This is a genomic window from Sulfitobacter donghicola DSW-25 = KCTC 12864 = JCM 14565, from assembly GCF_000622405.1.
Taxonomy (GTDB): domain Bacteria; phylum Pseudomonadota; class Alphaproteobacteria; order Rhodobacterales; family Rhodobacteraceae; genus Sulfitobacter; species Sulfitobacter donghicola.
Window position 1 is genome coordinate 635,158 of sequence record NZ_JASF01000005.1, and the last position, 22,074, is coordinate 657,231.

23 protein-coding genes are annotated in these 22,074 nt (G+C 56.5%); 10 read left to right on the top strand and 13 right to left on the bottom strand.

The features are described from left to right. Positions 1 to 103 precede the first annotated feature (103 nt). On the bottom strand, positions 104 to 1,453 hold the full coding sequence (locus tag Z948_RS0104110) for a 1-acyl-sn-glycerol-3-phosphate acyltransferase (protein ID WP_025058306.1): 1,350 nt from the start codon (positions 1,451 to 1,453) through the stop codon (positions 104 to 106). Positions 1,454 to 1,630: 177 nt separating this feature from the next. Between Z948_RS0104110 and Z948_RS0104115 the strand changes: the two genes are divergently transcribed. Beyond that, on the top strand, positions 1,631 to 3,601 hold the full coding sequence (locus tag Z948_RS0104115; protein WP_025058307.1) for a protein meaA: 1,971 nt from the start codon (positions 1,631 to 1,633) through the stop codon (positions 3,599 to 3,601). Positions 3,602 to 3,673: 72 nt separating this feature from the next. Here Z948_RS0104115 and Z948_RS0104120 read toward each other — a convergent pair whose 3' ends face one another. Then, complete coding sequence (locus Z948_RS0104120; RefSeq protein ID WP_156023478.1) at positions 3,674 to 4,027, bottom strand: hypothetical protein; 354 nt, start codon at positions 4,025 to 4,027, stop codon at positions 3,674 to 3,676. Between the two features lie 141 nt (positions 4,028 to 4,168). Here Z948_RS0104120 and deoD point away from each other — a divergent pair, with 141 nt between their 5' ends. Then, a complete protein-coding gene (gene deoD, locus Z948_RS0104125; protein WP_025058309.1) occupies positions 4,169 to 4,879 on the top strand; it encodes a purine-nucleoside phosphorylase in 711 nt (236 codons plus the stop codon). A gap of 14 nt (positions 4,880 to 4,893) precedes the next feature. On the opposite strand, the gene Z948_RS0104130 is transcribed toward deoD, so the two are convergent. The 10 genes from Z948_RS0104130 to mdh form a co-directional block, all read right to left on the bottom strand. Then, on the bottom strand, positions 4,894 to 5,739 hold the full coding sequence (locus tag Z948_RS0104130) for an urea carboxylase-associated family protein (RefSeq protein WP_025058310.1): 846 nt from the start codon (positions 5,737 to 5,739) through the stop codon (positions 4,894 to 4,896). Continuing rightward, complete coding sequence (locus Z948_RS0104135; RefSeq protein WP_025058311.1) at positions 5,736 to 7,379, bottom strand: FAD-binding dehydrogenase; 1,644 nt, start codon at positions 7,377 to 7,379, stop codon at positions 5,736 to 5,738. The genes Z948_RS0104130 and Z948_RS0104135 overlap by 4 nt, the downstream gene beginning before the upstream one ends. Before the next feature lie 288 nt (positions 7,380 to 7,667). After that, on the bottom strand, positions 7,668 to 8,444 hold the full coding sequence (locus Z948_RS0104140) for a DUF1963 domain-containing protein (RefSeq protein ID WP_025058312.1): 777 nt from the start codon (positions 8,442 to 8,444) through the stop codon (positions 7,668 to 7,670). A 9-nt stretch (positions 8,445 to 8,453) separates the two neighbouring features. After that, entirely contained in the window at positions 8,454 to 9,233 is a 780-nt protein-coding gene (locus Z948_RS0104145) for a succinate dehydrogenase iron-sulfur subunit (RefSeq protein ID WP_025058313.1), read from the bottom strand. A gap of 47 nt (positions 9,234 to 9,280) precedes the next feature. Then, on the bottom strand, positions 9,281 to 9,604 hold the full coding sequence (locus tag Z948_RS0104150; RefSeq protein WP_025058314.1) for a hypothetical protein: 324 nt from the start codon (positions 9,602 to 9,604) through the stop codon (positions 9,281 to 9,283). Next, positions 9,601 to 10,500, bottom strand: coding sequence for a hypothetical protein (locus Z948_RS0104155; protein WP_052033072.1), 900 nt, complete (start codon positions 10,498 to 10,500; stop codon positions 9,601 to 9,603). Before Z948_RS0104155 ends, Z948_RS0104150 begins: the two co-directional genes overlap by 4 nt. A 2-nt stretch (positions 10,501 to 10,502) precedes the next feature. Beyond that, positions 10,503 to 12,308, bottom strand: a complete 1,806-nt coding sequence (gene sdhA / locus Z948_RS0104160) for a succinate dehydrogenase flavoprotein subunit (protein WP_025058316.1) — start codon at positions 12,306 to 12,308, stop codon at positions 10,503 to 10,505. Between the two features lie 164 nt (positions 12,309 to 12,472). Further along, entirely contained in the window at positions 12,473 to 12,844 is a 372-nt protein-coding gene (gene sdhD / locus Z948_RS0104165) for a succinate dehydrogenase, hydrophobic membrane anchor protein (protein ID WP_025058317.1), read from the bottom strand. A gap of 10 nt (positions 12,845 to 12,854) precedes the next feature. Continuing rightward, a complete protein-coding gene (gene sdhC / locus Z948_RS0104170) occupies positions 12,855 to 13,238 on the bottom strand; it encodes a succinate dehydrogenase, cytochrome b556 subunit (protein ID WP_025058318.1) in 384 nt (127 codons plus the stop codon). A gap of 333 nt (positions 13,239 to 13,571) precedes the next feature. Continuing rightward, a complete protein-coding gene (mdh, locus tag Z948_RS0104175) occupies positions 13,572 to 14,531 on the bottom strand; it encodes a malate dehydrogenase (protein WP_025058319.1) in 960 nt (319 codons plus the stop codon). A 322-nt stretch (positions 14,532 to 14,853) separates the two neighbouring features. Between mdh and Z948_RS0104180 the strand changes: the two genes are divergently transcribed. Then, the gene (locus Z948_RS0104180) at positions 14,854 to 15,603 is read left to right on the top strand and encodes a sulfite exporter TauE/SafE family protein (protein WP_025058320.1); all 750 of its coding nucleotides are present in this window, start codon (positions 14,854 to 14,856) and stop codon (positions 15,601 to 15,603) included. Between the two features lie 2 nt (positions 15,604 to 15,605). On the opposite strand, the gene Z948_RS0104185 is transcribed toward Z948_RS0104180, so the two are convergent. Continuing rightward, a complete protein-coding gene (locus Z948_RS0104185) occupies positions 15,606 to 15,938 on the bottom strand; it encodes a hypothetical protein (RefSeq protein ID WP_025058321.1) in 333 nt (110 codons plus the stop codon). A gap of 276 nt (positions 15,939 to 16,214) precedes the next feature. Here Z948_RS0104185 and Z948_RS0104190 point away from each other — a divergent pair, with 276 nt between their 5' ends. The 7 genes from Z948_RS0104190 to Z948_RS0104225 all read left to right on the top strand — a co-directional run bounded on the left by Z948_RS0104190 (position 16,215) and on the right by Z948_RS0104225 (position 22,028). Next, on the top strand, positions 16,215 to 17,072 hold the full coding sequence (locus Z948_RS0104190; protein WP_025058322.1) for an HpcH/HpaI aldolase/citrate lyase family protein: 858 nt from the start codon (positions 16,215 to 16,217) through the stop codon (positions 17,070 to 17,072). Positions 17,073 to 17,075: 3 nt separating this feature from the next. Further along, positions 17,076 to 17,630: an NnrU family protein gene (locus Z948_RS0104195; RefSeq protein WP_025058323.1), complete on the top strand. Its 555-nt coding sequence runs from the start codon at positions 17,076 to 17,078 to the stop codon at positions 17,628 to 17,630. A gap of 15 nt (positions 17,631 to 17,645) precedes the next feature. Further along, the gene (locus tag Z948_RS0104200; protein WP_025058324.1) at positions 17,646 to 17,849 is read left to right on the top strand and encodes a DUF1737 domain-containing protein; all 204 of its coding nucleotides are present in this window, start codon (positions 17,646 to 17,648) and stop codon (positions 17,847 to 17,849) included. Between the two features lies 1 nt (position 17,850). Further along, entirely contained in the window at positions 17,851 to 18,885 is a 1,035-nt protein-coding gene (locus Z948_RS0104205) for a MaoC family dehydratase (protein ID WP_025058325.1), read from the top strand. Positions 18,886 to 19,273: 388 nt separating this feature from the next. Then, a complete protein-coding gene (sucC, locus tag Z948_RS0104215) occupies positions 19,274 to 20,467 on the top strand; it encodes an ADP-forming succinate--CoA ligase subunit beta (protein ID WP_025058326.1) in 1,194 nt (397 codons plus the stop codon). 126 nt (positions 20,468 to 20,593) lie between these two features. Beyond that, positions 20,594 to 21,481 carry a succinate--CoA ligase subunit alpha gene (gene sucD, locus Z948_RS0104220; protein ID WP_025058327.1) on the top strand — a complete coding sequence of 296 codons (888 nt, stop codon included), beginning with the start codon at positions 20,594 to 20,596 and terminating at the stop codon, positions 21,479 to 21,481. Between the two features lie 4 nt (positions 21,482 to 21,485). Next, the gene (locus Z948_RS0104225) at positions 21,486 to 22,028 is read left to right on the top strand and encodes a hypothetical protein (protein ID WP_025058328.1); all 543 of its coding nucleotides are present in this window, start codon (positions 21,486 to 21,488) and stop codon (positions 22,026 to 22,028) included. Positions 22,029 to 22,074 lie beyond the last annotated feature (46 nt).

Sequence of the window (22,074 nt, forward strand, 5' to 3'; positions counted from 1 at the left end):
TCGCTGCGCAACATTGCAACCTATTGAGAGGTATTTTTGTAATTTTATGACCCAGCAGATGCAGAAAACCCAATGCGGCCGCAGCATTCACAGTGCAAAAGACCTATTCCAAGAAATGCGCAATCGAATTGGCATAAAATTCAACAGCCTTTTCCTGACCAGAATCAATGCGCCATTCTCCCTCCACCAAATCAATCACCCCGTGTTGCTTCATATGACGACAGGCCCGAGCGACCTCAGACGAAATGTCGTCCAGCTCCAATGCGACGCTCTGGGATGGAATTTGTGAAATCAGCTGGCTCACCTCAGCCTCCAGCGCCATCACACTCAGCGCGCCCCGCCGCGCCAAGGCTGTCGCCACCAGTGGCACCCCCAGAACCGGCATCACGGCTTCGATCCTCGACATCAGCTCGGCTGACAGCCCTTCAATATCACTTGTGTCGCGATAACTGCGCAGGCTGACAGGATCGCCAAAGGCAACAGCAGCCGTGCCAAACCGTGTGTCGTGCCCCCGCAAACGCTGCCAGAATTTGCGCAGGATAAATACCACCGCAACAGAGATACGCGCCCCAAACCGGCGATCCCCACGGGCATGCGCCGCCATCAGCACACGATCTTCCAAAACGCGGTCATAGTTAATTGCCACGGGAACAAACACCAGGTCTCGGCCACCGTCAGGATCAAACCCGTCCACCAAATAGCTCAGCAAGCCGACTTTGGGCTTTTGCAACCGCCCTGTCAGGCTCAACCCGCCTTCGGGGTAAAACGCCTGCGTATCCCCGCCAGAGGTCGCCATCTGCACATAGCGGGACAAAACCTTGCGATAAAGCGCCCCACCCGATCGGCGGCGGATAAAATACGCCCCCCACAGCCTGATCAGCGACGACAGCGGCCAAACCCGCGCCCATTCCCCCACCGCATAGCTCAGGGTCGAGGTTTTGGAAGCCAGATAAGTGACCAGCACATAATCCATATTGCTGCGATGGTTCATCACAAACACCGCAGTCGCGTTTTCGGGAATTGCCCCAAACACCTCATCGTTTTGGGGCGCCGTGCGGATTCGGTAAACCGATTCCGCCAAAATCTTGGCCACCCGCATCGCAAAACTGAAATAGGCAAAAGCAGAAAAGCTGGGCACGATCTCGCGCGCATATTCCTGCGCTTTCTGAAACGCTACGTTTTCCGGCACGTTATTCTTTTCCGCATAGATCACGATTTCGCGCGATACTTCGGGATCATAGATCAACCGCTGGATCATGTCGTATCGCCGCGCCAACTTGAACGGCTGTATCGGCCGCTTGAGACGTTTGTTCAGCCGCGTCACCGCCCGCTCAAAACGTCGGCGAAAAAACCACCGTACAGAGGGCAGCAAAAAATGGCTGAGCGCCGTCACCGCGGCGAACAGCAATATCAGGACAAAAAGCCAAAGGGGAAGTTGCACAGTCTGCGTCATCCGCAGCACATTTGCAGTGTCAGCGCCCAAGGACAACATCTAACTCAACCGCCAAGAGGGACATCAGGCCAAGTTAAATTTAGATGCCGCAACGCAGCGAATTGACAGTTGCCGAAAGTTTCTTATACCTACCAACTAACGCAATAATATTGCCAACCCGATTCAGAGAGGCCCCAGATGACCGATGCTCCCAAGAAAGACCGCCCTTGGCTGATCCGGACCTATGCAGGACACTCCACCGCAAAGGCCTCTAACGAACTTTACAAAGGGAACTTGGCCAAAGGTCAGACAGGCCTGTCGGTTGCTTTCGACCTACCCACCCAGACAGGATATGATAGCGACCACGTCCTGAGCCGTGGCGAAGTTGGCAAAGTGGGCGTGCCTGTTGGTCACTTGGGTGACATGCGCACCCTGTTTGACCAGATCCCGCTGGAACAGATGAACACCTCGATGACGATCAACGCGACCGCGCCTTGGCTGCTGTCGCTCTATATCGCGGTTGCTCAGGAACAAGGTGCGGATGTTTCCAAACTGCAAGGCACCGTTCAAAACGACCTGATCAAAGAATACCTGTCGCGTGGCACCTATATCTGCCCGCCCGCGCCATCGCTCAAGATGATCGCGGATGTGGCTGAATACTGCTATACGTCTGTTCCCAAATGGAACCCGATGAACGTCTGCTCCTACCACCTGCAAGAGGCCGGTGCGACACCGGAACAAGAGCTGGCATTCGCCCTTGCCACCGCCACCGCCGTCCTTGACCAGCTACGCCCCCGCGTCGCCGAAGAAGACTTCCCTGCCCTCGTTGGCCGCATCTCCTTCTTTGTGAACGCAGGCATCCGTTTTGTGACCGAGATGTGCAAGATGCGCGCCTTTGTGGATCTGTGGGATGAAATCTGTGCCGAACGCTACGGTGTGAGCGATCCCAAATACCGCCGCTTCCGCTATGGCGTTCAGGTGAACTCCCTCGGCCTCACCGAACAGCAGCCGGAAAACAACGTCTACCGTATCCTGATCGAAATGCTGGCCGTGACCCTCAGCAAAAAGGCCCGCGCCCGCGCCGTGCAGCTGCCTGCATGGAACGAAGCCCTCGGCCTGCCCCGCCCATGGGATCAGCAATGGTCCATGCGCATGCAACAGATCATGGCCTATGAAACCGATCTGCTGGAATTTGATGATCTGTTTGATGGCAACCCCGCCGTGGATGCCAAGGTCGAAGCCCTGAAGGAAGGTGCGCGCGCCGAACTCGCCCACCTCGACAGCATGGGCGGCGCAATCGACTCGATCGATTATATGAAATCCCGCCTTGTGGACAGCAACGCAGACCGTCTGGGCCGCATCGAATCCGGTGAAACCGTGGTGGTCGGTGTGAACAAATGGCAGCAGGGCGAACCTTCGCCGCTGATGACAGGGGATGGCGGCATCATGGTTGTCGACCCCGCTGGCGAAGCCGAACAGATCGAGCGTTTGAATGCATGGCGTGCCGAACGGGACGATGCAGCGGTTAAGGCCGCCTTGGCCGATCTACGCGCCGCCGCCGAAGAAGGCCGCAACATCATGCCCGCTTCCATCGTCGCCGCCAAAGCAGGCGTTACAACCGGCGAATGGGCCGCACAAATGCGCGCTGTTCACGGCGAATACCGCGGCCCAACGGGTGTCGGCAAAGGCCAATCCAACAAAACCGAAGGTCTGGACGATCTGCGTACAGCCGTTGACGCGGTCAGCGACCGCCTTGGCCGCCGCTTGAAATTCCTAGTCGGCAAACCCGGCCTTGATGGTCACTCAAACGGGGCTGAACAGATCGCTGTGCGGGCCCGTGATTGCGGTATGGATATCTCCTATGAAGGCATCCGCCTGACACCATCCGAAATCGTCGCCGCCGCCCGTGAGGACGACGCCCACGTTGTTGGCCTGTCGATCCTCTCAGGCTCCCACATCCCACTGGTCGAAGACCTGATGAACCAGATGCGCGAAGCAGGTCTGGGCGCCATCCCCGTAATCGTTGGCGGGATCATCCCAGATGACGATGCCAAACGCCTGCTGGCGATGGGTGTCTCGCGGGTCTACACGCCCAAGGACTTTGAGCTGAACACCATCATGGCCGATATCGTCACCCTTGCCGATCCAGAGGCAGTTGCGGCTGAGTAAGCCAGCCATGCTTTCACCATTCAGCAAAAGGGCACCTTAGATCCCTAGGGTGCCCTTTTTTGCGGAAATTGATCAAACGGCCAAGGCGGCGCGACCAAAAATAAATTTCCACCGCGTGCCGTCTTGCATCACGATCTCACCTCCCCCTGAACGAGGTGTTTCATAGGTCGCTTTGCCGATACCTGTCAGACCATTTGTGCAGGTCACAGGAAAGGTCACCATTTTGGTTTCTGACGCGGGGCGATAGCGGCCCTGACAGGATGTTTTGCCATTCGTCGCCTGAAACCATCCGCCCTCTAGAAACGTTGCTGTTGCAGACCCTTTGAACACCGTATTGCCCGGCCCTACGACCGCGACAGGGTGGCTCACGTCACAGGCGGCGACCAAAGCCAGCCCCAAACCTGCAATCATTTCAATCAGTTTCATCTCGTTACCCTCCGTAATTGTTACAATTTGAAACAAAGCGGATTGCCTTTGCGAGGGCGAGTATGGAAAACCTCCATTGGAACTTGCCCCTCGCGTACAGGGTGGGCATCCTGCCCCTATGCCTTACAAGGAATTGCAAAAATGACAGTCCATATCGGTGCCGAAGTTGGCCAAATCGCTGAAACCGTCCTCATGCCGGGTGATCCATATCGCGCACGCTGGGCTGCCGAGACGTTTCTAGAGGGCGCCGAACTGGTTAACGAAGTGCGCGGTATGCTCGGTTATACAGGCACATGGCGTGGCCACCGCGTGACGATCCAAGGGTCAGGCATGGGCATGCCCTCGCTGTCGATCTACGCAAACGAGCTGATTACAACCTATGGCGCGCAAACGCTGGTGCGCATTGGTTCCTGTGGTGGCATGCAGCCCCATGTCGGCATTCGTGACGTGATCATCGCCATGACGGCCAGCACCATCACCTCGCCCTCCTCAGGCATCATGCGCGAGCTGAATTACGCCCCCTGCGCCGATTGGGGCCTACTCAAGGCCGCCGTTGCCGCTGCCGAGGCCAAAGGCACCACAACCCACGTTGGCGGCATCTATTCATCCGATGTGTTCTACGCCGAACGCCCCGATCTGGATGAACAAATGGTGCGCCATGGCATTTTGGGGGTCGAGATGGAAGCCGCCGAGCTGTATACCCTCGCCGCGCGCCACGGACGCCGCGCGCTGGCTGTCCTCACCGTATCTGACCACCTGCAAACTGGCGAAGCGCTGCCCTCAGATGAGCGCGAACGCTCCTTCGGGGATATGGTTGAAATTGCCCTGCACGCCGCGTTTGACGAGGCCTAAACAACAGGTCGCAGTCACACCCCGTGGCTGCGATCATAGCCATTCAAGGGCGGCCCTTGCCAATCGCCCATCACGGCAGCATCTGGCGCAAAAGTTTCCACCAACAGCGGATAACACTGCGCCTGATCCGACGAATGCACCGTGCTGCAATCCCCACCGGGGCATGCGCTCAGGGCGCCCAGCAGATCAATCTCTGCAAAAAACTCTAAACTATCGCCCACCCGAACAGGGCTGGCCTTCATAAAATACTGGCCCGTGTCGCGGGTAAATCCAGTGCACATAAAGACGTTCAAAACATCATGCACATGGGGTTCAGCCTCGGCCAAGGGCACCCCGAGGTGGTCGGCCAAGGCGCGGGTTAGGTTGGAATGACAGCAATAGTGGTACTGCCCCCCCGACAACAGGTTGTGCGTATAAGGGTCACAGCGGGTGCCGATCACATCGTGAACCGATCCGCCAAATTCATCCATGCCGTACCATTCAAGACTGTCATGGGTGATCGTCGCCATGGCCCGCATCGCAGAAAAGCTTGACCACATGCGCTGGCCCCGCGTGATATGAGTGCCATGTAGCGCACGGGTTTTGCCCGAATAGAACCGCTCGCTCAGATCATTGGCGTTCCACAGGTTAAGGTCGCCGACCTGCGATCCCTCTACGCTGGAAATGCGAAAGAAATGCCCCGCAGGGACGGTGAACGTTGCCGCATCACGCGGCGGCACAACCACCTCACCTGTCTTGGTCAATGTCCCCCGCGCACGGTCTAGCAACGCCATGTCGGGCGCGGGCAATGTCTCCACCGGATAACAAATTACAGGCGCAACTGCGCGTCTATCTTCTGCATCCGATGGAGGTGGGTTCATGCGTTTTGTCCTGCGATACGACCTGAAAAGAGACACCCGCCAAGGAAGGTTCCCTCAAGCGCGTTATAGCCATGATAGCCGCCCCCGCCAAAGCCGCAAGCCTCACCAGCGGCATAAAGCCCCTGCAAAACCTCGCCCTCGGGTGTCAGCACGCGCGATTGAATATCCGTGTGGATACCGCCCAGTGATTTGCGGGTGATAACGTTCAAACGCACCGCAATCAGAGGACCGTTTTCACTGTCCAAAATCTCATGCGGTTTGGCTGTGCGGATCAGCTTGTCACCCTTATAGTTGCGCGCGCCGTGAATGGCCGTGATCTGGGCATCCTTGTTGAACTTGTTGTTCAGCTGCAAATCACGCGCACGGATTTGCGAACGGATATGCTCCAACTCAACAGGCGCATCAGGGGTCAGCGCGTTCATCCGCGCCACCAAAGTTTCCAGATCATCAGCGACGATGAAATCTTCGCCCTTTTCCTTGAAGGCCTCAACAGCAGGGGTTGCCCCTTTGCCCATACGCGCGCTCAGCACTTCGCGCCAGCCGCCCTCGGTCAGGTCTGGGTTTTGCTCGGACCCAGATAGCGCGAATTCCTTTTCGATGATCTTTTGCGTCAGAATAAACCAGCTATGCTCGCCCACGCTCAGAATACGTTTGAGCGTTCCCAGCGTATCAAAGCCCGGCATATACGGCGCCTCCATCCGGTCGCCCTTGGCGTCAAACCACATGGAAGACGGGCCAGGCAAAATGCGAATGCCGTGGTTTGGCCAGATCGGATCATAGTTCTTCAGACCCTCGCAATAGTGCCACATCCGATCCTCGTTGATCATCCCAGCACCCGCTTGGGCCGCGATGCCATGCATACGCCCATCAACAAAATCAGGAACACCAGCCACCATCACTTTGGGCGCTTTGCCCAAGCGTTCTGGCCAGTGTTTGCGCACCATGTCGTGGTTTCCGCCAATACCGCCTGTCGTAATAATCACCGATTCCGCGCGGTGCTCAAACCCGCCAACAACCGTGCGGGATGTGGATTGACCGCGCAGTGCCGTGCTGTCCTCTAAAATATCACCTGTCACGCCTTTGACGGCACCGTTTTCCACGATCAACCCGTTGGCACGGTGGCGGAAACCCAGCTTGAGCTTCCCTTCTGATGCATATCGCACCATCAGATCGGCAAAAGGCTTAACCACGCCCGTTCCCGTACCCCATGTAATGTGGAAGCGCGGAACCGAGTTACCATGCCCATGCGCCAGCTCGCCGCCACGCTCGGCCCAGCCCACAATCGGGAACCAACGCATCCCCAAACCATGCAGCCAACCGCGCATTTCACCTGCCGAGAATTCGATAAACTTTTCCGCCCAAGCGCGTGGATTTGCATCCTCTACACGGTCAAATTGCGCAGACCCCTGCCAATCATTCCACGCCAACTCGGCGCTGTCCTTGATCCCAAGGCGGCGCTGCTCGGGGCTGTCCACCATAAACAACCCACCCAGCGACCAAAACGCCTGCCCGCCAAGGCTTTGTGGCGCTTCCTGATCCAACAACAAAACCCGTCTGCCACGCAGAACAGCCTCATGCGCAGCAGTCATCCCTGCAAGCCCAGCCCCCACGACAATAACATCTGCGGTAAAATCACCCATCTCATGGTCCTCCCTAATCTTTGTCCGGAAAGGTACACATCCGCGCTAAAGACTGTCGAGGGTTACGCTGGGTTCATAATCCAGAACCACCCAGATCTTTTTTGCAATCCTGCGGCGGACCCGCACGCGCAGTAAACGCTTCGGCACCACAGGTGATACAGTGATACTTTCGCAAGCTCCCCCTGTCACCTCGCCGATCTTCACGCCAACGGCAGGCGCGAACGCTACGGTTTTTCCACGCTAGATAGGCAACAATGGCTATGATTACGGGGGCGAACAGCAAAATCATCAGTTAAACTGAACGTCTATGGCCCACCGATGGGGTTTCTGACGAGAGCGCGCAATATAAGCAGCCCCATCGCCCCAGCCAAACCAACCCGCCTTTGGCTCGTTTTCGATCTGAAGCACAAAATCCCACGTCTCTTTTGACGATGGGTCATCCCACCAAGGTTCTGATTGCACCGTCCCTGGCCAGCCGCCCAGCTTGGTCTGCGCAACTGTGCGCGACCAGTCATAGGCGTAAACATCATTCGCCATCGTATCCACCACATGCCCTGCCATATCGTGGTTTGCGTAATCCGCCTGTGCCTCGGCCCAGTCGCCCCTGCGCGGTGAAAACGGGTTCTGACGGCGCAGCGGCTGCGGGATCGTCAGCCCCTCAAGCGATGTATAGCTACGCAGCGCCCATGTGGCGGCCTGATCAGGGTTTTGTGTGTCTATGATCTGCGTCGGCGCATAGCTTTCGGTCTCGGCCACGAACAGAGTGACCAGCGACAAATCCATCAACGCCTTGGGCAGCAAAGGGGCCTGCCGCAAATTCAACTGGCACAGCGGCAGCATCGGCGTTCCGTTACAGCTCGGCCAAACTTCGCCCTTCCGCTCAAGGCGCACAGCGCCAAACATCGTCTCAAAAGGATCAATATTTGCGGGTTTGGTAAAAACGACAGGCGCGCAATAGCGTGTCAGCGCCTGTTTGAGCGCCGCCTCATCCAGCGGCCCTTGTGGAATTGGCGGCGGCGCAGGTTTGCGCGCGCCGCCAATCATATTCTTCAACCAGCCAAACATTTATCTGGCTTACAGGGTACGCTCGACCATCAGCTTTTTGATCTGGCTGATCGCCAAGGCAGGGTTCAAACCCTTCGGGCACGTCTTGGCGCAGTTCATGATCGTGTGGCAACGGTACAGTTTGAACGGATCTTCCAGATCATCCAAACGCTCGCCCGTGCCTTCATCGCGGCTGTCGATGATCCAGCGGTAGGCGTGCAGCAAAGCTGCTGGCCCGAGGTAGCGATCGCCATTCCACCAGTAGCTGGGGCAGGATGTCGAGCAGCAGGCGCACATGATGCACTCATACAGACCGTCCAGTTTCGAACGATCCTCAACCGATTGCTTCCACTCTTTTGCAGGCGCTGGTGTGTCTGTTTCCAGCCACGGTTTAACCGACGCGTGCTGCGCATAGAAATGCGTCAGATCAGGGATCAAATCCTTGACCACAGGCATGTGCGGCAGCGGATAGATTTTCACAACGCCGTTAATCTCGGCCATACCATAGGTACAGGCCAACGTATTGATCCCGTCGATGTTCATCGCGCAGGAACCGCAAATACCTTCGCGGCACGAACGGCGGAACGTCAGCGTTGGGTCGATCTCGTTCTTGATCTTGATCAGCGCGTCCAAAATCATCGGGCCGCATGTGTCCAGATCAACGAAATACGTATCAACCGCAGGGTTTTTCCCGTCATCAGGGTTCCAGCGATAGATGTGGAACTCTCTCACGTTGGTCGCGCCTGCTGGCTTTGGCCATGTTTTACCCGTCGTCATGCGGGAGTTCTTGGGGAGCGTCAGTTGTACCATGATGCTGTTCCTTTTGCGTCAGTTGGCGCGCAAAGCGCCGGAAATTCCTAAAGTGATGTCAGCGCGCGATCACGCAAACAGGTCTGTGTGGCTGGGCGTGACATCACATTGCGCACAACGGCGACTGTGTCATCATCGACCCCAACAATCGAAGCTTTTGCAAGTTCACGAACCTCAACAGCTGCTGCATTATCGATAATGCAACCTGTAAAGGTTTCGATCAGCGGCTTTGGAACCTGCGGGAAATTAATCGCGATAACTTCGGTCACAGCCGAAGTCGCAGCCTTGCGGCCTGTCTTATCCGCGGCCGTTTGCACCTCGGCACAGGCGGATAGCGCCACAATAGCAGTAAATAGGCATGCTCGGATCATAGGGAGGCCTCTCTGGGCGGTAGGGTCATGTGCAGTTTGGATGTCTCGGCCAATGTGGCCAGACGCTCTGCATCTTGTTCAAAATGAGGGATCAGTCGCTGCATAAATTGCAGATCATGCGCAGCTGTCCACAGCAGTATCTTATATTCGGGGTCATCGGCCATGATCGCATCGCGGTCGGTGGTCGCTAAATCCTGTGCAGCTGTGCCTTTGCTTTGAAAGGACGATCCGCCGCCATAGCGTTTTACCGTCCCACGCGACAAATCCCGATGGGGCAGCCCAAGCTGCGTCAGGATATCCGCGCGATAGTCCTGCGAGGTCATCCAATCGTCATAACAAATCGGCAAAACGTCTTTTGCTTCGGCGATACGGTCCAGACCATTGATGTATCCGTTCAGCGACATGGCCATGATCCGCATCCGGTCCGTGGCCCCGTATCCGTCATTGCGCTTGAGCTTGGCCAGCATGGATGCCGACCAGTTCAGGAAGCTGCGATAGATCACAACCTGACGGCTGAAATCCGATGTCTCGAACCCCTCGCTCGCCTTTTGAGGCGCGCCAACAGGCTGCGGCATCCGGTCTTCATAGGAAACAACTACCATCGGGCTGGCGCCCGCCGTGGCAATCCGCTGCGCCGGTGTTTCGTCTTTTCCATGGGGCTGAACCGCATGATCCGCGCCATAAACATCCAACGAGCCAAACGCGCGCAACGGAGGTTTGGCAAAACGGCAATTATTGTAAAACACACCACCCGTCGCGGCATCAGGCGCATTGCGCATCAGCCAGTCAATGATCGCATGGTTGCCCGAGCGGCGCATGCCGAACACCTGCAAGGCAAAGGCAGGGGAAAACCCCGCCTTTGACCAAACGCTGTCCATTTGCGCCGCCTCAGTCATTCTTAGTAAACCCGTGCCTTCGGCGCGATTTTCTTCAGGTCAATGCCGCCTTCATCCTGCTTTGTCAGCGGATCAAGGTGAACAGGGCGGAAGGTCAGGTCAGCATCGTTTTCTTCAAAACGGATGAGGCTGTGCTTGCGCCAGTTCTTATCGTCGCGATCAGGGTAATCCTCATGCGCATGCGCGCCACGGCTTTCCTTGCGGGCGGCCGCTGCGGTGATGGTTGCCACCGCGTTTGGCATCAGGTTGGTCAGCTCCAGCGTTTCCATCAGATCCGAGTTCCAGACCAGCGAGTTATCCGTCACCTTCAGGTCACCCTGTTTGGCGGCTACGCCCTTCATCTTCTCTTCGCCTTCGGCCAGCGTTTTGTCGGTACGGAATACCGCCGCATCCGCCTGCATCGTCTGCTGCATCTCAAGGCGCAGCTCGGCTGTCGGGATCGCACCCTTGGCATAGCGCAGACCGTCAAAACGATCGAATGCCGCATCAACAGATTTCTGGTTCGGCGTTGGTACCGGCGTCTTTGGATCAACGATCTCGGCTGCGCGGATCGCGGCCGCACGGCCAAACACCACAAGGTCAATGAGAGAGTTGGAGCCCAAACGGTTTGCACCGTGAACAGAGGCACAACCCGCTTCACCCACAGCCATCAAACCTGGAGAAATCGCATCAGGGTTATCCGCCGTCGGGTTCAACACCTCACCCCAATAGTTCGTCGGGATACCGCCCATGTTATAGTGAACAGTCGGCAGAACTGGGATCGGCTCTTTGGTCAGGTCAACACCGGCAAAGATGCGCGCAGATTCAGAGATACCCGGCAGGCGCAGGTCCAATGTTTCTGGCGGCAGGTGGTTGAGGTGCAGGTGGATGTGATCCCCCTTCTCGCCCACGCCGCGGCCTTCGCGGATTTCCATCGTCATACAGCGCGATACAACATCGCGGCTAGCAAGGTCTTTGTACGTCGGCGCGTAACGCTCCATGAAACGCTCGCCCTCGGAGTTGGTCAGATAACCACCCTCACCGCGCGCGCCCTCGGTGATCAAACAGCCAGCGCCGTAGATACCCGTTGGGTGGAATTGAACAAATTCCATATCCTGCAAAGGCAGACCCTGACGGGCCACCATGCCGCCGCCATCACCTGTACAGGTGTGGGCAGATGTGGCGCTGAAATAGGCGCGGCCATAGCCGCCCGTGGCCAGCACAACCATCTTGGCGCTGAACAGGTGCATGGTGCCGTCATCCAGCTTCCAGCACAGAACACCTTGGCAAACGCCATCGTCAGACATCACCAGATCAATGGCGAAATATTCGATGTAGAATTCCGCGTTGTTCTTTAGGGACTGACCATAAAGCGTGTGCAGGATCGCGTGACCGGTCCGGTCCGCCGCCGCGCAAGTACGCTGCACAGGGGGGCCTTCGCCGAATTCAGTGGTGTGACCACCAAACGGACGCTGGTAAATCTTGCCCTCTTCGGTGCGCGAGAATGGCACGCCGTAGTGCTCTAGCTCATATACCGCTTTCGGGGCTTCACGGGCGAGATATTCCATCGCATCCGTATCCCCCAACCAGTCAGAGCCTTTTACAGTGTCATACATGTGCCACTGCCAGTTGTCTGGCCCCATGTTGCTCAGGCTGGCCGCAATGCCGCCCTGAGCCGCAACCGTGTGGGAACGGGTTGGGAAAACCTTGGAAACACAGGCTGTGCGCAGCCCTTGTTCGGCCATACCCAATGTTGCGCGCAAACCTGCGCCCCCTGCCCCAACTACGACAACGTCGTATTCATGGGTCTCATATTCATAAGCAGCCATATCGCGCCCTCTTCAAGCTTGGGGTTGTCCGCCCTTGCGGCTCTTACCCGATCTGTACGGTCGTGGCCCTAGGCACACGATCATCTGTTTTCTCTAACGGCGAAAGCATCCGCACGTTTATCTTTTCAGGGCTGGCGACCGCGCCGCCACGCCCAAAAGCCGGATCAAAGCGCCAAACGCGCAATCGCAAACAGGCCAACTGCCGCAGCACCATAGCTGATGCATGTCAGCAAGATGATAGCGATCTTTTGCGCCATGCCGTGAACGTAGTCTTCGATCATCGTCTGCGCGCCATCGTTAAAGTGCTTGAACGACACAACAATGGTCAACGCCGCGACAATCGCAGGGAACGGACGCGCGTAATAGGCAACGATTTCCTCATAGGTACCGCCCAGCGCGGCGCCAAATGTGAACACGAACAAAGGAATAAGGATCAGCAACGCAACCGAGCTGACTTTCATCGCCCAGAAATGCGCCGTACCCGTCTTTGCCGAACCAAGGCCACGCGCACGCTTACGATCTGTCAAATATGCCATGATGCTCTCCTTAAACCACGATGACTGTGATCAGCGTCAGCAGAACCGAACCGCCAACACAGGCCCAGCCCAGTTTTTCCGCCGTCGGGATGTCCATCGCAATGGCATTGTCCCAGATCAGGTGACGTACACCCGCCAGCGTGTGATACCACAAACCCAAAACCGACAGGAACATGATCAGGTCGCCAAACCAGCTGGTCAAAAAGCCGTTTACGATGGCGAAATAGTCAGACCCGCTTGCCGCTGCCAAAAACCACCAAACAATCAGCAGCGATGTAATCAACATCGCGTTGCCAGTGATCCGTGTCAGGATAGAGGTCATTGAAGTCAGTTGCGGACGGTAGATCGTCAAATGCGGTGACAGAGGGCGGTTGCCCCGGTTCACATCGGCCATGTCAGGCTCCTTTGTGGCTACTTGCCCATACTAGTAACAATTTTTTCGCGGCTGTCACCTACGCAAGCCGCTTTTCAAGCCTATGTTTGGACAAATTGAACAATAAACCTATGGGGAATGCACATTTGTGATCACACCATAGCAAACTGTGATCACAGACACCAAAGCCCCGATTGCCATGGTCAATATTCGCGCAAAATCCGACAGATTTACTCGGATTTACAATCGAATCCCCACTTTCGTGATCACAAACCAGAACCGCACTGCTGGCTAAAACGAAAAAGGGCACCCCGAAACCGGAGTGCCCTTAGAAAACTCTTCAAAAGTTTAGGCTTACAAAGAGCCGTCGATGCCTTTGCAAGCTTCAACCAGACCCTTAACAGCGTTAACAGAGTTGTCGAACATCGCCTGCTCGTCTTTGTTCATGGAGATTTCGACAACCTTCTCAACACCACCAGCGCCGATCACTGTTGGAACGCCAACATAGAAACCGTTCAGGCCGTATGCGCCATCAACATAGGCTGCACAGGGCAGAACGCGCTTTTGGTCTTTCAGATAGGCTTCTGCCATTTCGATCGCGGATGTTGCAGGCGCGTAGAACGCGGAACCTGTTTTCAACAGACCAACAATCTCGGCACCGCCATCACGGGTACGCTGAACGATTGCGTCCAGTTTTTCCTGTGTGGTCCAGCCCATTTCAACCATGTCAGGGAGCGGGATGCCCGCAACAGTCGAATAACGTGTCAGCGGCACCATTGTATCGCCGTGGCCACCCAGAACGAATGCAGTCACGTCACGCATGGAAACGTTGAACTCTTCCGCAAGGAAGTGACGGAAACGTGCCGAATCAAGTACGCCAGCCATGCCGCATACTTTTTCATGTGGCAGACCAGAGAATTCGCGCAGCGCCCAAACCATCGCATCCAGCGGGTTGGTGATGCAGATCACAAATGCGTTCGGCGCGTGGGCAGCAATGCCTTCGCCAACGGACTTCATAACTTTCAGGTTGATGCCCAGCAGGTCATCACGGCTCATGCCCGGCTTGCGTGCAACACCAGCGGTAACAATACATACGTCTGCGCCAGCAATATCTGCGTAATCCGACGTACCGGACATCGCCGCGTCAAAGCCTTCGGATGGGCCGGATTCAGCAATATCCAGCGCCTTACCCTGCGGTAGACCATCCGCGATATCGAACATTACGACGTCGCCCAATTCTTTAACAGCTGCGAGGTGAGCAAGTGTGCCACCGATGTTACCAGCGCCGATCAGCGCGATTTTGGCTCGTGCCATTTTGCAGTACTCCATGAGGTTTGCGTTGGGCGCGGCTTACCCCCTCAGGGGCTTTCTTGCAAGTTGCTCTTGGCCAAACGGGCCTTTATCCGTATAAAATTTGCGCGACTGCACAGTGTCTGGAGCGAAATTTAAACCTATCTTTCAAATAGTTAAACGCTCAAACCAAATTACCTCAATTCCCCCACATCCAATTCGCACAAACAAGGCCCGATTTCGCCACCTCGATTGTTATTCACGAAACGCTGGCCGCTCACAGGATCACCAGATAAGCTGATTGGCGAAACAGCGCCCTTTGCGCGATAAATTTTAGAGACTTTTCATGCTTGATCTTTGGTTTTTTGCCCTCGCTGGACCGGCGGTGATCTTTGCTGGCATTTCCAAAGGCGGCTTTGGTTCGGGGGCTGCATTTGCCTCCTCTTCGATCCTCGCATTGGTGATCGAACCGCGATTGGCTCTGGGGGTTATGCTCCCCCTATTGATGCTAATCGATCTGGCATCACTAAAACCCTATTGGGGAAAATGGCACCCAAAAGAAGCCCTCCTCCTCATCATCGGCGGCCTACCCGGCGTCGCCTTGGGCGTTGCATTGTACAAAATCGCGTCGCCCGATCTTTTAAGGGTCTTGATCGGCACCATCTCAGTCGGCTTTGTCCTCTGGCAAGTCAGCCAAAAGAAAGGCTGGCTCACCCTAGGCAAAGGGCCCCTCCCCGACAGCGCAGGCTTTTTGGCTGGGCTTGTTGCCGGATTCACCAGTTTTGTCAGCCATGCGGGCGGCCCGCCTGCGGCGATCTTTCTGCTGTCGCGCAACATCAGCAAAACCGGTTATCAGGCAACCTCGGTTCTTGTCTTTTCGACGATAAACCTAGCCAAATTCGTGCCCTACGCCTTCTTGGGCATGTTCACCCTAGAAACCGCGACCGCCAATCTGGCCCTCGCACCCTTTGCCCTTTTGGGCACATGGCTGGGCGTCCACGCCCATCGCGCACTATCCGAGCGCGCATTTTTCACGTTCACCTATGTCCTGCTGACCCTAACCGGCCTCAAATTGCTTTGGGATGGGCTCAGCTGACGTCAGGCATCATTGCCTTTTGCTGGCAGGGCTTCGGCAACTTCCTCAAACGCCTGCCCCGATGCAACAAGGCAGCTCATTCCAGCTGTTGTTGTCACCAAAATGGTCCAACTCCCTGTTTCATCACTGGCAAATACCTCAACCATCGAATTGTTAGACCCCAACCCAACGGATTGACGTGTCTCACCATATCGGTCCGCCAGTCGCGTGATGACGGCCTCCCGCTCACCACAGTTCGGGCTGGTTTGCGCCTTTACGGATGATGTGGATAGAACAAACAGGGCTGCCGCAGCTGTAAGCGCAGCAAGGTGCAGAATTTTAGCGGTTCGTGTCATTTCATTTCCTTCCGGGACTCTTCGCGCAAGTCACCCCGCGCAGCTACTCTGAAGCAATGCATCCAGCCTGTCGGGAATGCATTCATCCCCAGCCAAACTGCGACATCTGAAGCCAAGCTTGCCCTAAAGAGGTTGAAAACGGAGTTAACGCAGCGTCCGCACCCCAATCGCCACGCTTTTTGCTGCGCCGCGGCGCGATTGCGCTTGAACTTTACGGCAAAAAATGCGCCTCTGCGCGCAACAATATTACGCCAGCATTACAAACAGGAGCCCACCATGCCCTCAATCGCCCGCCCCCTGCGTTCCGTTCTCTACATCCCCGGCTCCAAACCCCGCGCATTGGACAAGGCCCGCGGCCTGCCCGCCGATGCGATCATCTTTGACCTCGAAGATGCCGTAACGCCTGAAGAAAAAACCAGCGCGCGCGCCACCTTGGCCGAGGCGCTGGCAACAGGTGGCTATGGCAGCCGTATGAAGATCATCCGCATCAACGGCTTGGATACCGAATGGGGCGCCGATGACGCCAAAGCCGCAAAAGAAATGGGCGCCGATGCGATTCTCTTGCCAAAGGTGAACACACCTGCCGATCTGCATGCACTGGCCGCATTGGTTGGCGATGTGCCGCTATGGGCGATGATGGAAACGCCCCTTGGTATGTTGAACGCCGCAGCAATCGCCGCGCATTCCCAACTGCAAGGCATGGTGATGGGCACAAATGATCTGGCCAAAGATCTGCAAACCCGCTTCCGCGCTGATCGCCTGCCGCTGATGGCAGGGCTTGGCCTTTGTGTGCTGGCGGGCAAGGCCCATGGCGTTGCGCTGATCGACGGTGTTTATAACGCCTTCAAAGACGACGAAGGCCTCAAGGTCGAATGCGACCAAGGCCGCGATATGGGCTTTGACGGCAAAACCCTGATCCACCCCGCCCAGCTAGAGGTCGCCAACGCGGCCTTCTCCCCCTCCGAGGCCGAGATCGAAATCGCGCGCCGCCAGATCGCTGCCTTTGAAGAAGCCGAAGCAGCAGGCCAAGGCGTTGCAGTTGTAGACGGCAAGATCGTGGAAAACCTTCATGTTGCAACAGCCCGTGAAACACTGGCAAAACTGGATGCAATCGCAGCACTCAGCACGGAGTAACCCATGTTTCTTCTTATTCTCGGCGTCGCCCTCTGGACCGCGGCCCACTACTTTAAACGGCTGATGCCAGATCAGCGGATCGCCCTTGGCGCCCCTGGCAAAGGGATCATGGCGGTCGCTATCGTTGCCTCGCTGATCCTGATGATCGTCGGCTATCGCATGGCCGCCTTTATCCCGATTTGGACACCACCTGCGATCTTTAGCGGGTTTAACAACGGCCTGATGTTGTTGGCTCTTTGGGTCTATGGATCCTCCGCTGCCAAAGGCGCCAAAGCATGGCCCGCCTATAAAACCCGCCACCCGCAACTGCTGGCCGTAAAAATCTGGGCGCTGGCGCACCTTCTGGTGAACGGCGATCTGGCCTCGATCATCCTGTTTGGCGGCATTCTTGGCTGGGCTGTCGGTTCCGTCATCCTGATCAACAAAGCCGAGCCCAACTGGACCGCGCCAGAGCGCGCCGAACGTCCAACCTATATCCGCCTTGCTGTGATCTCTGTTGTGCTTTTCGCGGTCATCGCGGGCATTCACATCGCCCTTGGCGTTAATCCCTTTTCCTGAACCACGGGTAAGCACATGAAACTCTATCGTTTCCTCTCCGAAGAAGACACCGCCGCCTTTTGCCACAAGGTAACAGAGGCCCTCAACAAAGGCTGGGAGCTATACGGCTCTCCCACTCAAACATGGGATCACGCCGCAGGTGTGATGCGCTGCGGCCAATCCGTCGTGAAAGAGGTCGAAGGCACCTACACCCCAGAAACCAAATTAGGAGCGCATTGAAATGGCGACCAAAACAAACTCAGGCCGCTTCTTCGAAGACTACTCCGTTGGTCAAATCCTCACCCACGCCGTGCCCCGCACGGTGAAAATGGGCGAGCGCGCGCTTTATCACGCGCTGTATCCAGCGCGTCACGCGCTATACTCGTCGGATCAATTCGCCCAAGACTGCGGCCTACCCTTCAGCCCGCTGGACGATATGATCGCCTTTCACGTGATCTTTGGCAAAACCGTGCCTGATGTATCGCTGAACGCGGTTGCGAACCTCGGCTATGCCCAAGGCCGCTGGCTGCTGCCCGTCTGGCCCGGTGACACGCTGCGCTCCCAATCCGAGGTAATCGGGCTCAAGCAAAACTCAAACGGGAAAACGGGTGTTGTCTATGTGCGCACCACTGGGCTGAACCAACACGACGAAGCGGTGATGGAATATGTCCGCTGGGTTATGGTGCGCAAACGCGACGTAGACGCAGCCGCCCCCGATACCGTTGTCCCTGACCTGCCAAAGGCAATCGCCGCCGAGGATCTGGTGATCCCGCAAGGGCTCGACTTTACGAACTACAACTTTGACCTCGCTGGCGAACCCCACCGCTGGGGCGACTATGAGGTGGGCGAAAAAATCGACCACGTTGATGGTGTGACCGTTGAAGAGGCCGAACACATGATGGCCACGCGCCTGTGGCAGAACACCGCCAAAGTGCACTTTGACACCTCGGCGCGTCCCGACGGCAGCCGCCTGATCTATGGGGGTCACGTGATCTCGATGGCGCGAGCATTGTCGTTTAACGGGCTGGCCAACGCGCAAATGGTTGTCGGCCTGAACGGCGGCGCCCATGCAAACCCCTGCCTGTCTGGCGACACAATCCGCGCATGGTCCGAAGTCATCGACAAAGCCGAAACAGCCGCCCCCGGCGTTGGCGCCATCCGCTTGCGCCTTGTCGCTACCAAAGGTGGCGAGCCGTTCGAGCTGCGCGGCGAAGATGGCAAATACCTGCCAACCGTTCTGCTTGATCTCGACTATTGGGCGCTGATCCCCACCTGATCAGCCCTCAACATCAAAACGCTGCCACCATCCCTTTTCGCGGCCATGGTGGCAGCCCTCCCCCAAACACCCCCCTTCCGCTGCCAGAGCACGCCAAAGCCAACCGCCTTGCGTGCCCCACCGCAAAAGCAAACAGGCCGCGCGGCGATTTATCCCTTAAAATTCGATCATTTTTACCGCATCCCGAATCTTTTCCGCCCAAGATTTCACGGCTCTTTGGGTAAAGTTCGAAGTACATTTCCCTTTTTGTGATCACAGCTATTTAACGTGTGATCACAAATGTCACTTTTATGTGGATTATTTCAAAAACCTGCGAAAAGCTGTTCAGGAAATATTACGTATCTGGCGTATAACACGCGAGATCAAAACCAAAGACGGGACCGTTTCTATGAACATCCACGAATATCAGGCGAAAGCCCTCCTGCGCAGCTACGGCGCACCAGTCTCTGACGGGCGCGTTGTCCTCAAAGCAGAAGACGCCAAATCTGCAGCAGCGGAATTGGACGGCCCAATGTGGGTGGTTAAGGCGCAGATCCACGCAGGTGGTCGCGGCAAAGGTAAATTCAAAGAAGCAGACGCTGGCGAAGCTGGCGGTGTGCGTTTGACCAAATCTGTGGCCGAAGCCGCAGAAGAAGCACAGAAAATGCTCGGCCGCACATTGGTCACGCACCAGACTGGCCCAGCGGGCAAGCAGGTCAACCGCGTCTACATCGAAGACGGTTCCGGCATCGAAACCGAATTGTACCTCGCCCTGCTGGTTGACCGCGAAACATCGCGCGTTGGCTTTGTCTGCTCCACCGAGGGCGGCATGGACATCGAAGAAGTTGCCGAAAGCACACCAGAGAAAATCATCAACTTCTCCGTTGATCCCGCAACTGGTTTTCAGGCATTCCACGGCCGCCGCGTTGCATTCGCGCTGGGTCTGGAAGGCAAAGCAGTCAAGCAGTGCGTTGGCCTGATGGGTCTGCTCTACAAAGCGTTCATCGAACGCGACATGGAAATGCTCGAAATCAACCCGCTGATCGTGACCGACACGGGTGATCTGAAAGTTCTCGACGCCAAAGTATCCTTTGACGGCAACGCCATGTACCGTCAGGCAGAGGTTTCCGAACTGCGCGACGAAACCGAAGAAGACCCCAAAGAGCTTGAGGCCTCCAAATACGACCTCAACTATATCGCTCTGGACGGTGAAATCGGCTGCATGGTGAACGGTGCGGGTCTGGCGATGGCCACAATGGACATCATCAAACTCTACGGTGCCGAGCCTGCAAACTTCCTCGACGTTGGGGGCGGCGCCACCAAAGAGAAAGTGACCGAAGCGTTCAAAATCATCACCTCCGACCCACAGGTCAAAGGCATCCTTGTTAACATCTTTGGTGGCATCATGCGTTGTGACGTCATCGCTGAAGGTGTTGTTGCCGCGGTGAAAGAGGTTGGCCTGAAGGTTCCTCTCGTTGTGCGCCTTGAGGGTACAAATGTTGAAGAAGGCAAAGCCATCATCAACAACTCTGGCCTTGACGTGATCGCAGCTGACGACCTGAAAGACGGCGCTCAGAAGATCGTGAAAGCCGTAAAGGGCTAAGTTACCCCGAATGATGCCAGCGTTGCGGCCCCGCGCCGCGACGCCAAACGTAAAACGCCAAACGCCTAAGCCAACGCAAAACAGCTTGGGCCAACATCGGCAAAGAAAACAGAAAGGGTGACTGAAATGGCAGTCCTCGTAAACGAAAACACAAAAGTAATCTGTCAGGGCCTCACAGGCTCGCAGGGTACATTCCACACCGAGCAAGCAATTGCATACGGCACCAAAATGGTTGGCGGCGTTACACCTGGCAAAGGTGGTCAGTCTCACCTCGACCTGCCCGTGTTCAACTCGGTCCACGAAGCAAAACACGTAACCGAAGCAAATGCTTCCGTGATCTACGTGCCTCCCCCCTTCGCAGCTGACTCCATCCTCGAGGCGATCGACGCCGAGATGGAATTGATCATCTGCATTACCGAAGGCATCCCAGTTCTGGACATGATGCGTGTTGAGCGTGCCTTGAACGGCTCTAAATCCCGCCTGATCGGGCCAAACTGCCCCGGCGTTATCACACCTGACGCCTGCAAAATCGGCATCATGCCGGGCCACATCCACAAACGCGGCTCCTGTGGCGTTGTTTCCCGCTCGGGCACATTGACCTACGAAGCGGTCAAGCAGACTTCGGATCTTGGCCTTGGCCAGTCCTCTGCTGTTGGCATCGGCGGCGACCCGATCAAAGGCACCGAGCACATCGACGTGCTGGAAATGTTCCTTGCCGATCCAGAAACCACCTCCATCATCATGATCGGTGAAATCGGCGGCACAGCCGAAGAAGAAGCGGCGCAGTTCCTTGCCGATGAAAAGAAAAAAGGCCGTTGGAAACCAACTGCTGGCTTCATCGCGGGCCGCACAGCCCCTCCAGGCCGCCGCATGGGCCACGCTGGCGCGATTGTTGCCGGTGGTAAAGGCGACGCAGAAAGCAAAATCAACGCCATGAAAGAAGCTGGCATTGTTGTTGCAGACAGCCCAGCAACCTTGGGCGAAGCCGTCCAAGAAGCGATCGCCAAAGGCTAAAACAATGCGCAAGTCTTTCTTCAGATCGGCTTGTGCGATTCTTGGCGGCAACCTTTTGGTTGCCGCCACTGCGACTTATGCGATGTCTGCAACTGTTGATCAGATTATGGAGCAATGTCGCACAGGCCACATGGCCAACCTGACAGAAATTTCACCACGCGACCTCACCCAAGCCGAAGCAACACCGCTTGTCCTGTCCCTCGATAATGTCACCAAAATGGGCCAAACGCTTTCCCAATCCGCTTCCGCCGCCGATTGGAGCATGGACGAGACCATCGTCGCCGCGTTTGCCCAACAGACCGAAATGCTCAGAACAGGGGCTGTTTCTGGTGACCTGCTGCGCAGTGAGAGGGGCGTGCTTTACCGCTGGAAAGATAACTCTCTTGGCACGCTATGCATCCTCGCGCTGCCGGCTGCAACGCGGCCAGATGCGCCGCATATCTCGCCCCATGTTGGTACAGATTCCATATCTTGGCGCGCCGCCCCCACGGGTGAAAACGCAAAGTTTACTTCCCAGATTGTAATGATCTCCGATAGGCCCACCTAAAAACAGACGACACCGTTTAACAGCTACCCAAACGACACCCTTTGAT

What these genes read in the sequence shown, in the direction of transcription:
- Z948_RS0104110 (WP_025058306.1), bottom strand. Translation starts at nt 1,453, where the DNA reads ATGACGCAGACTGTGCAACTTCCCCTTTGGCTTTTTGTCCTGATATTG.
- Z948_RS0104115 (WP_025058307.1), top strand. Translation starts at nt 1,631, where the DNA reads ATGACCGATGCTCCCAAGAAAGACCGCCCTTGGCTGATCCGGACCTAT.
- Z948_RS0104120 (WP_156023478.1), bottom strand. Translation starts at nt 4,027, where the DNA reads ATGAAACTGATTGAAATGATTGCAGGTTTGGGGCTGGCTTTGGTCGCC.
- deoD (WP_025058309.1), top strand. Translation starts at nt 4,169, where the DNA reads ATGACAGTCCATATCGGTGCCGAAGTTGGCCAAATCGCTGAAACCGTC.
- Z948_RS0104130 (WP_025058310.1), bottom strand. Translation starts at nt 5,739, where the DNA reads ATGAACCCACCTCCATCGGATGCAGAAGATAGACGCGCAGTTGCGCCT.
- Z948_RS0104135 (WP_025058311.1), bottom strand. Translation starts at nt 7,379, where the DNA reads ATGGGTGATTTTACCGCAGATGTTATTGTCGTGGGGGCTGGGCTTGCA.
- Z948_RS0104140 (WP_025058312.1), bottom strand. Translation starts at nt 8,444, where the DNA reads ATGTTTGGCTGGTTGAAGAATATGATTGGCGGCGCGCGCAAACCTGCG.
- Z948_RS0104145 (WP_025058313.1), bottom strand. Translation starts at nt 9,233, where the DNA reads ATGGTACAACTGACGCTCCCCAAGAACTCCCGCATGACGACGGGTAAA.
- Z948_RS0104150 (WP_025058314.1), bottom strand. Translation starts at nt 9,604, where the DNA reads ATGATCCGAGCATGCCTATTTACTGCTATTGTGGCGCTATCCGCCTGT.
- Z948_RS0104155 (WP_052033072.1), bottom strand. Translation starts at nt 10,500, where the DNA reads ATGACTGAGGCGGCGCAAATGGACAGCGTTTGGTCAAAGGCGGGGTTT.
- sdhA (WP_025058316.1), bottom strand. Translation starts at nt 12,308, where the DNA reads ATGGCTGCTTATGAATATGAGACCCATGAATACGACGTTGTCGTAGTT.
- sdhD (WP_025058317.1), bottom strand. Translation starts at nt 12,844, where the DNA reads ATGGCATATTTGACAGATCGTAAGCGTGCGCGTGGCCTTGGTTCGGCA.
- sdhC (WP_025058318.1), bottom strand. Translation starts at nt 13,238, where the DNA reads ATGGCCGATGTGAACCGGGGCAACCGCCCTCTGTCACCGCATTTGACG.
- mdh (WP_025058319.1), bottom strand. Translation starts at nt 14,531, where the DNA reads ATGGCACGAGCCAAAATCGCGCTGATCGGCGCTGGTAACATCGGTGGC.
- Z948_RS0104180 (WP_025058320.1), top strand. Translation starts at nt 14,854, where the DNA reads ATGCTTGATCTTTGGTTTTTTGCCCTCGCTGGACCGGCGGTGATCTTT.
- Z948_RS0104185 (WP_025058321.1), bottom strand. Translation starts at nt 15,938, where the DNA reads ATGACACGAACCGCTAAAATTCTGCACCTTGCTGCGCTTACAGCTGCG.
- Z948_RS0104190 (WP_025058322.1), top strand. Translation starts at nt 16,215, where the DNA reads ATGCCCTCAATCGCCCGCCCCCTGCGTTCCGTTCTCTACATCCCCGGC.
- Z948_RS0104195 (WP_025058323.1), top strand. Translation starts at nt 17,076, where the DNA reads ATGTTTCTTCTTATTCTCGGCGTCGCCCTCTGGACCGCGGCCCACTAC.
- Z948_RS0104200 (WP_025058324.1), top strand. Translation starts at nt 17,646, where the DNA reads ATGAAACTCTATCGTTTCCTCTCCGAAGAAGACACCGCCGCCTTTTGC.
- Z948_RS0104205 (WP_025058325.1), top strand. Translation starts at nt 17,851, where the DNA reads ATGGCGACCAAAACAAACTCAGGCCGCTTCTTCGAAGACTACTCCGTT.
- sucC (WP_025058326.1), top strand. Translation starts at nt 19,274, where the DNA reads ATGAACATCCACGAATATCAGGCGAAAGCCCTCCTGCGCAGCTACGGC.
- sucD (WP_025058327.1), top strand. Translation starts at nt 20,594, where the DNA reads ATGGCAGTCCTCGTAAACGAAAACACAAAAGTAATCTGTCAGGGCCTC.
- Z948_RS0104225 (WP_025058328.1), top strand. Translation starts at nt 21,486, where the DNA reads ATGCGCAAGTCTTTCTTCAGATCGGCTTGTGCGATTCTTGGCGGCAAC.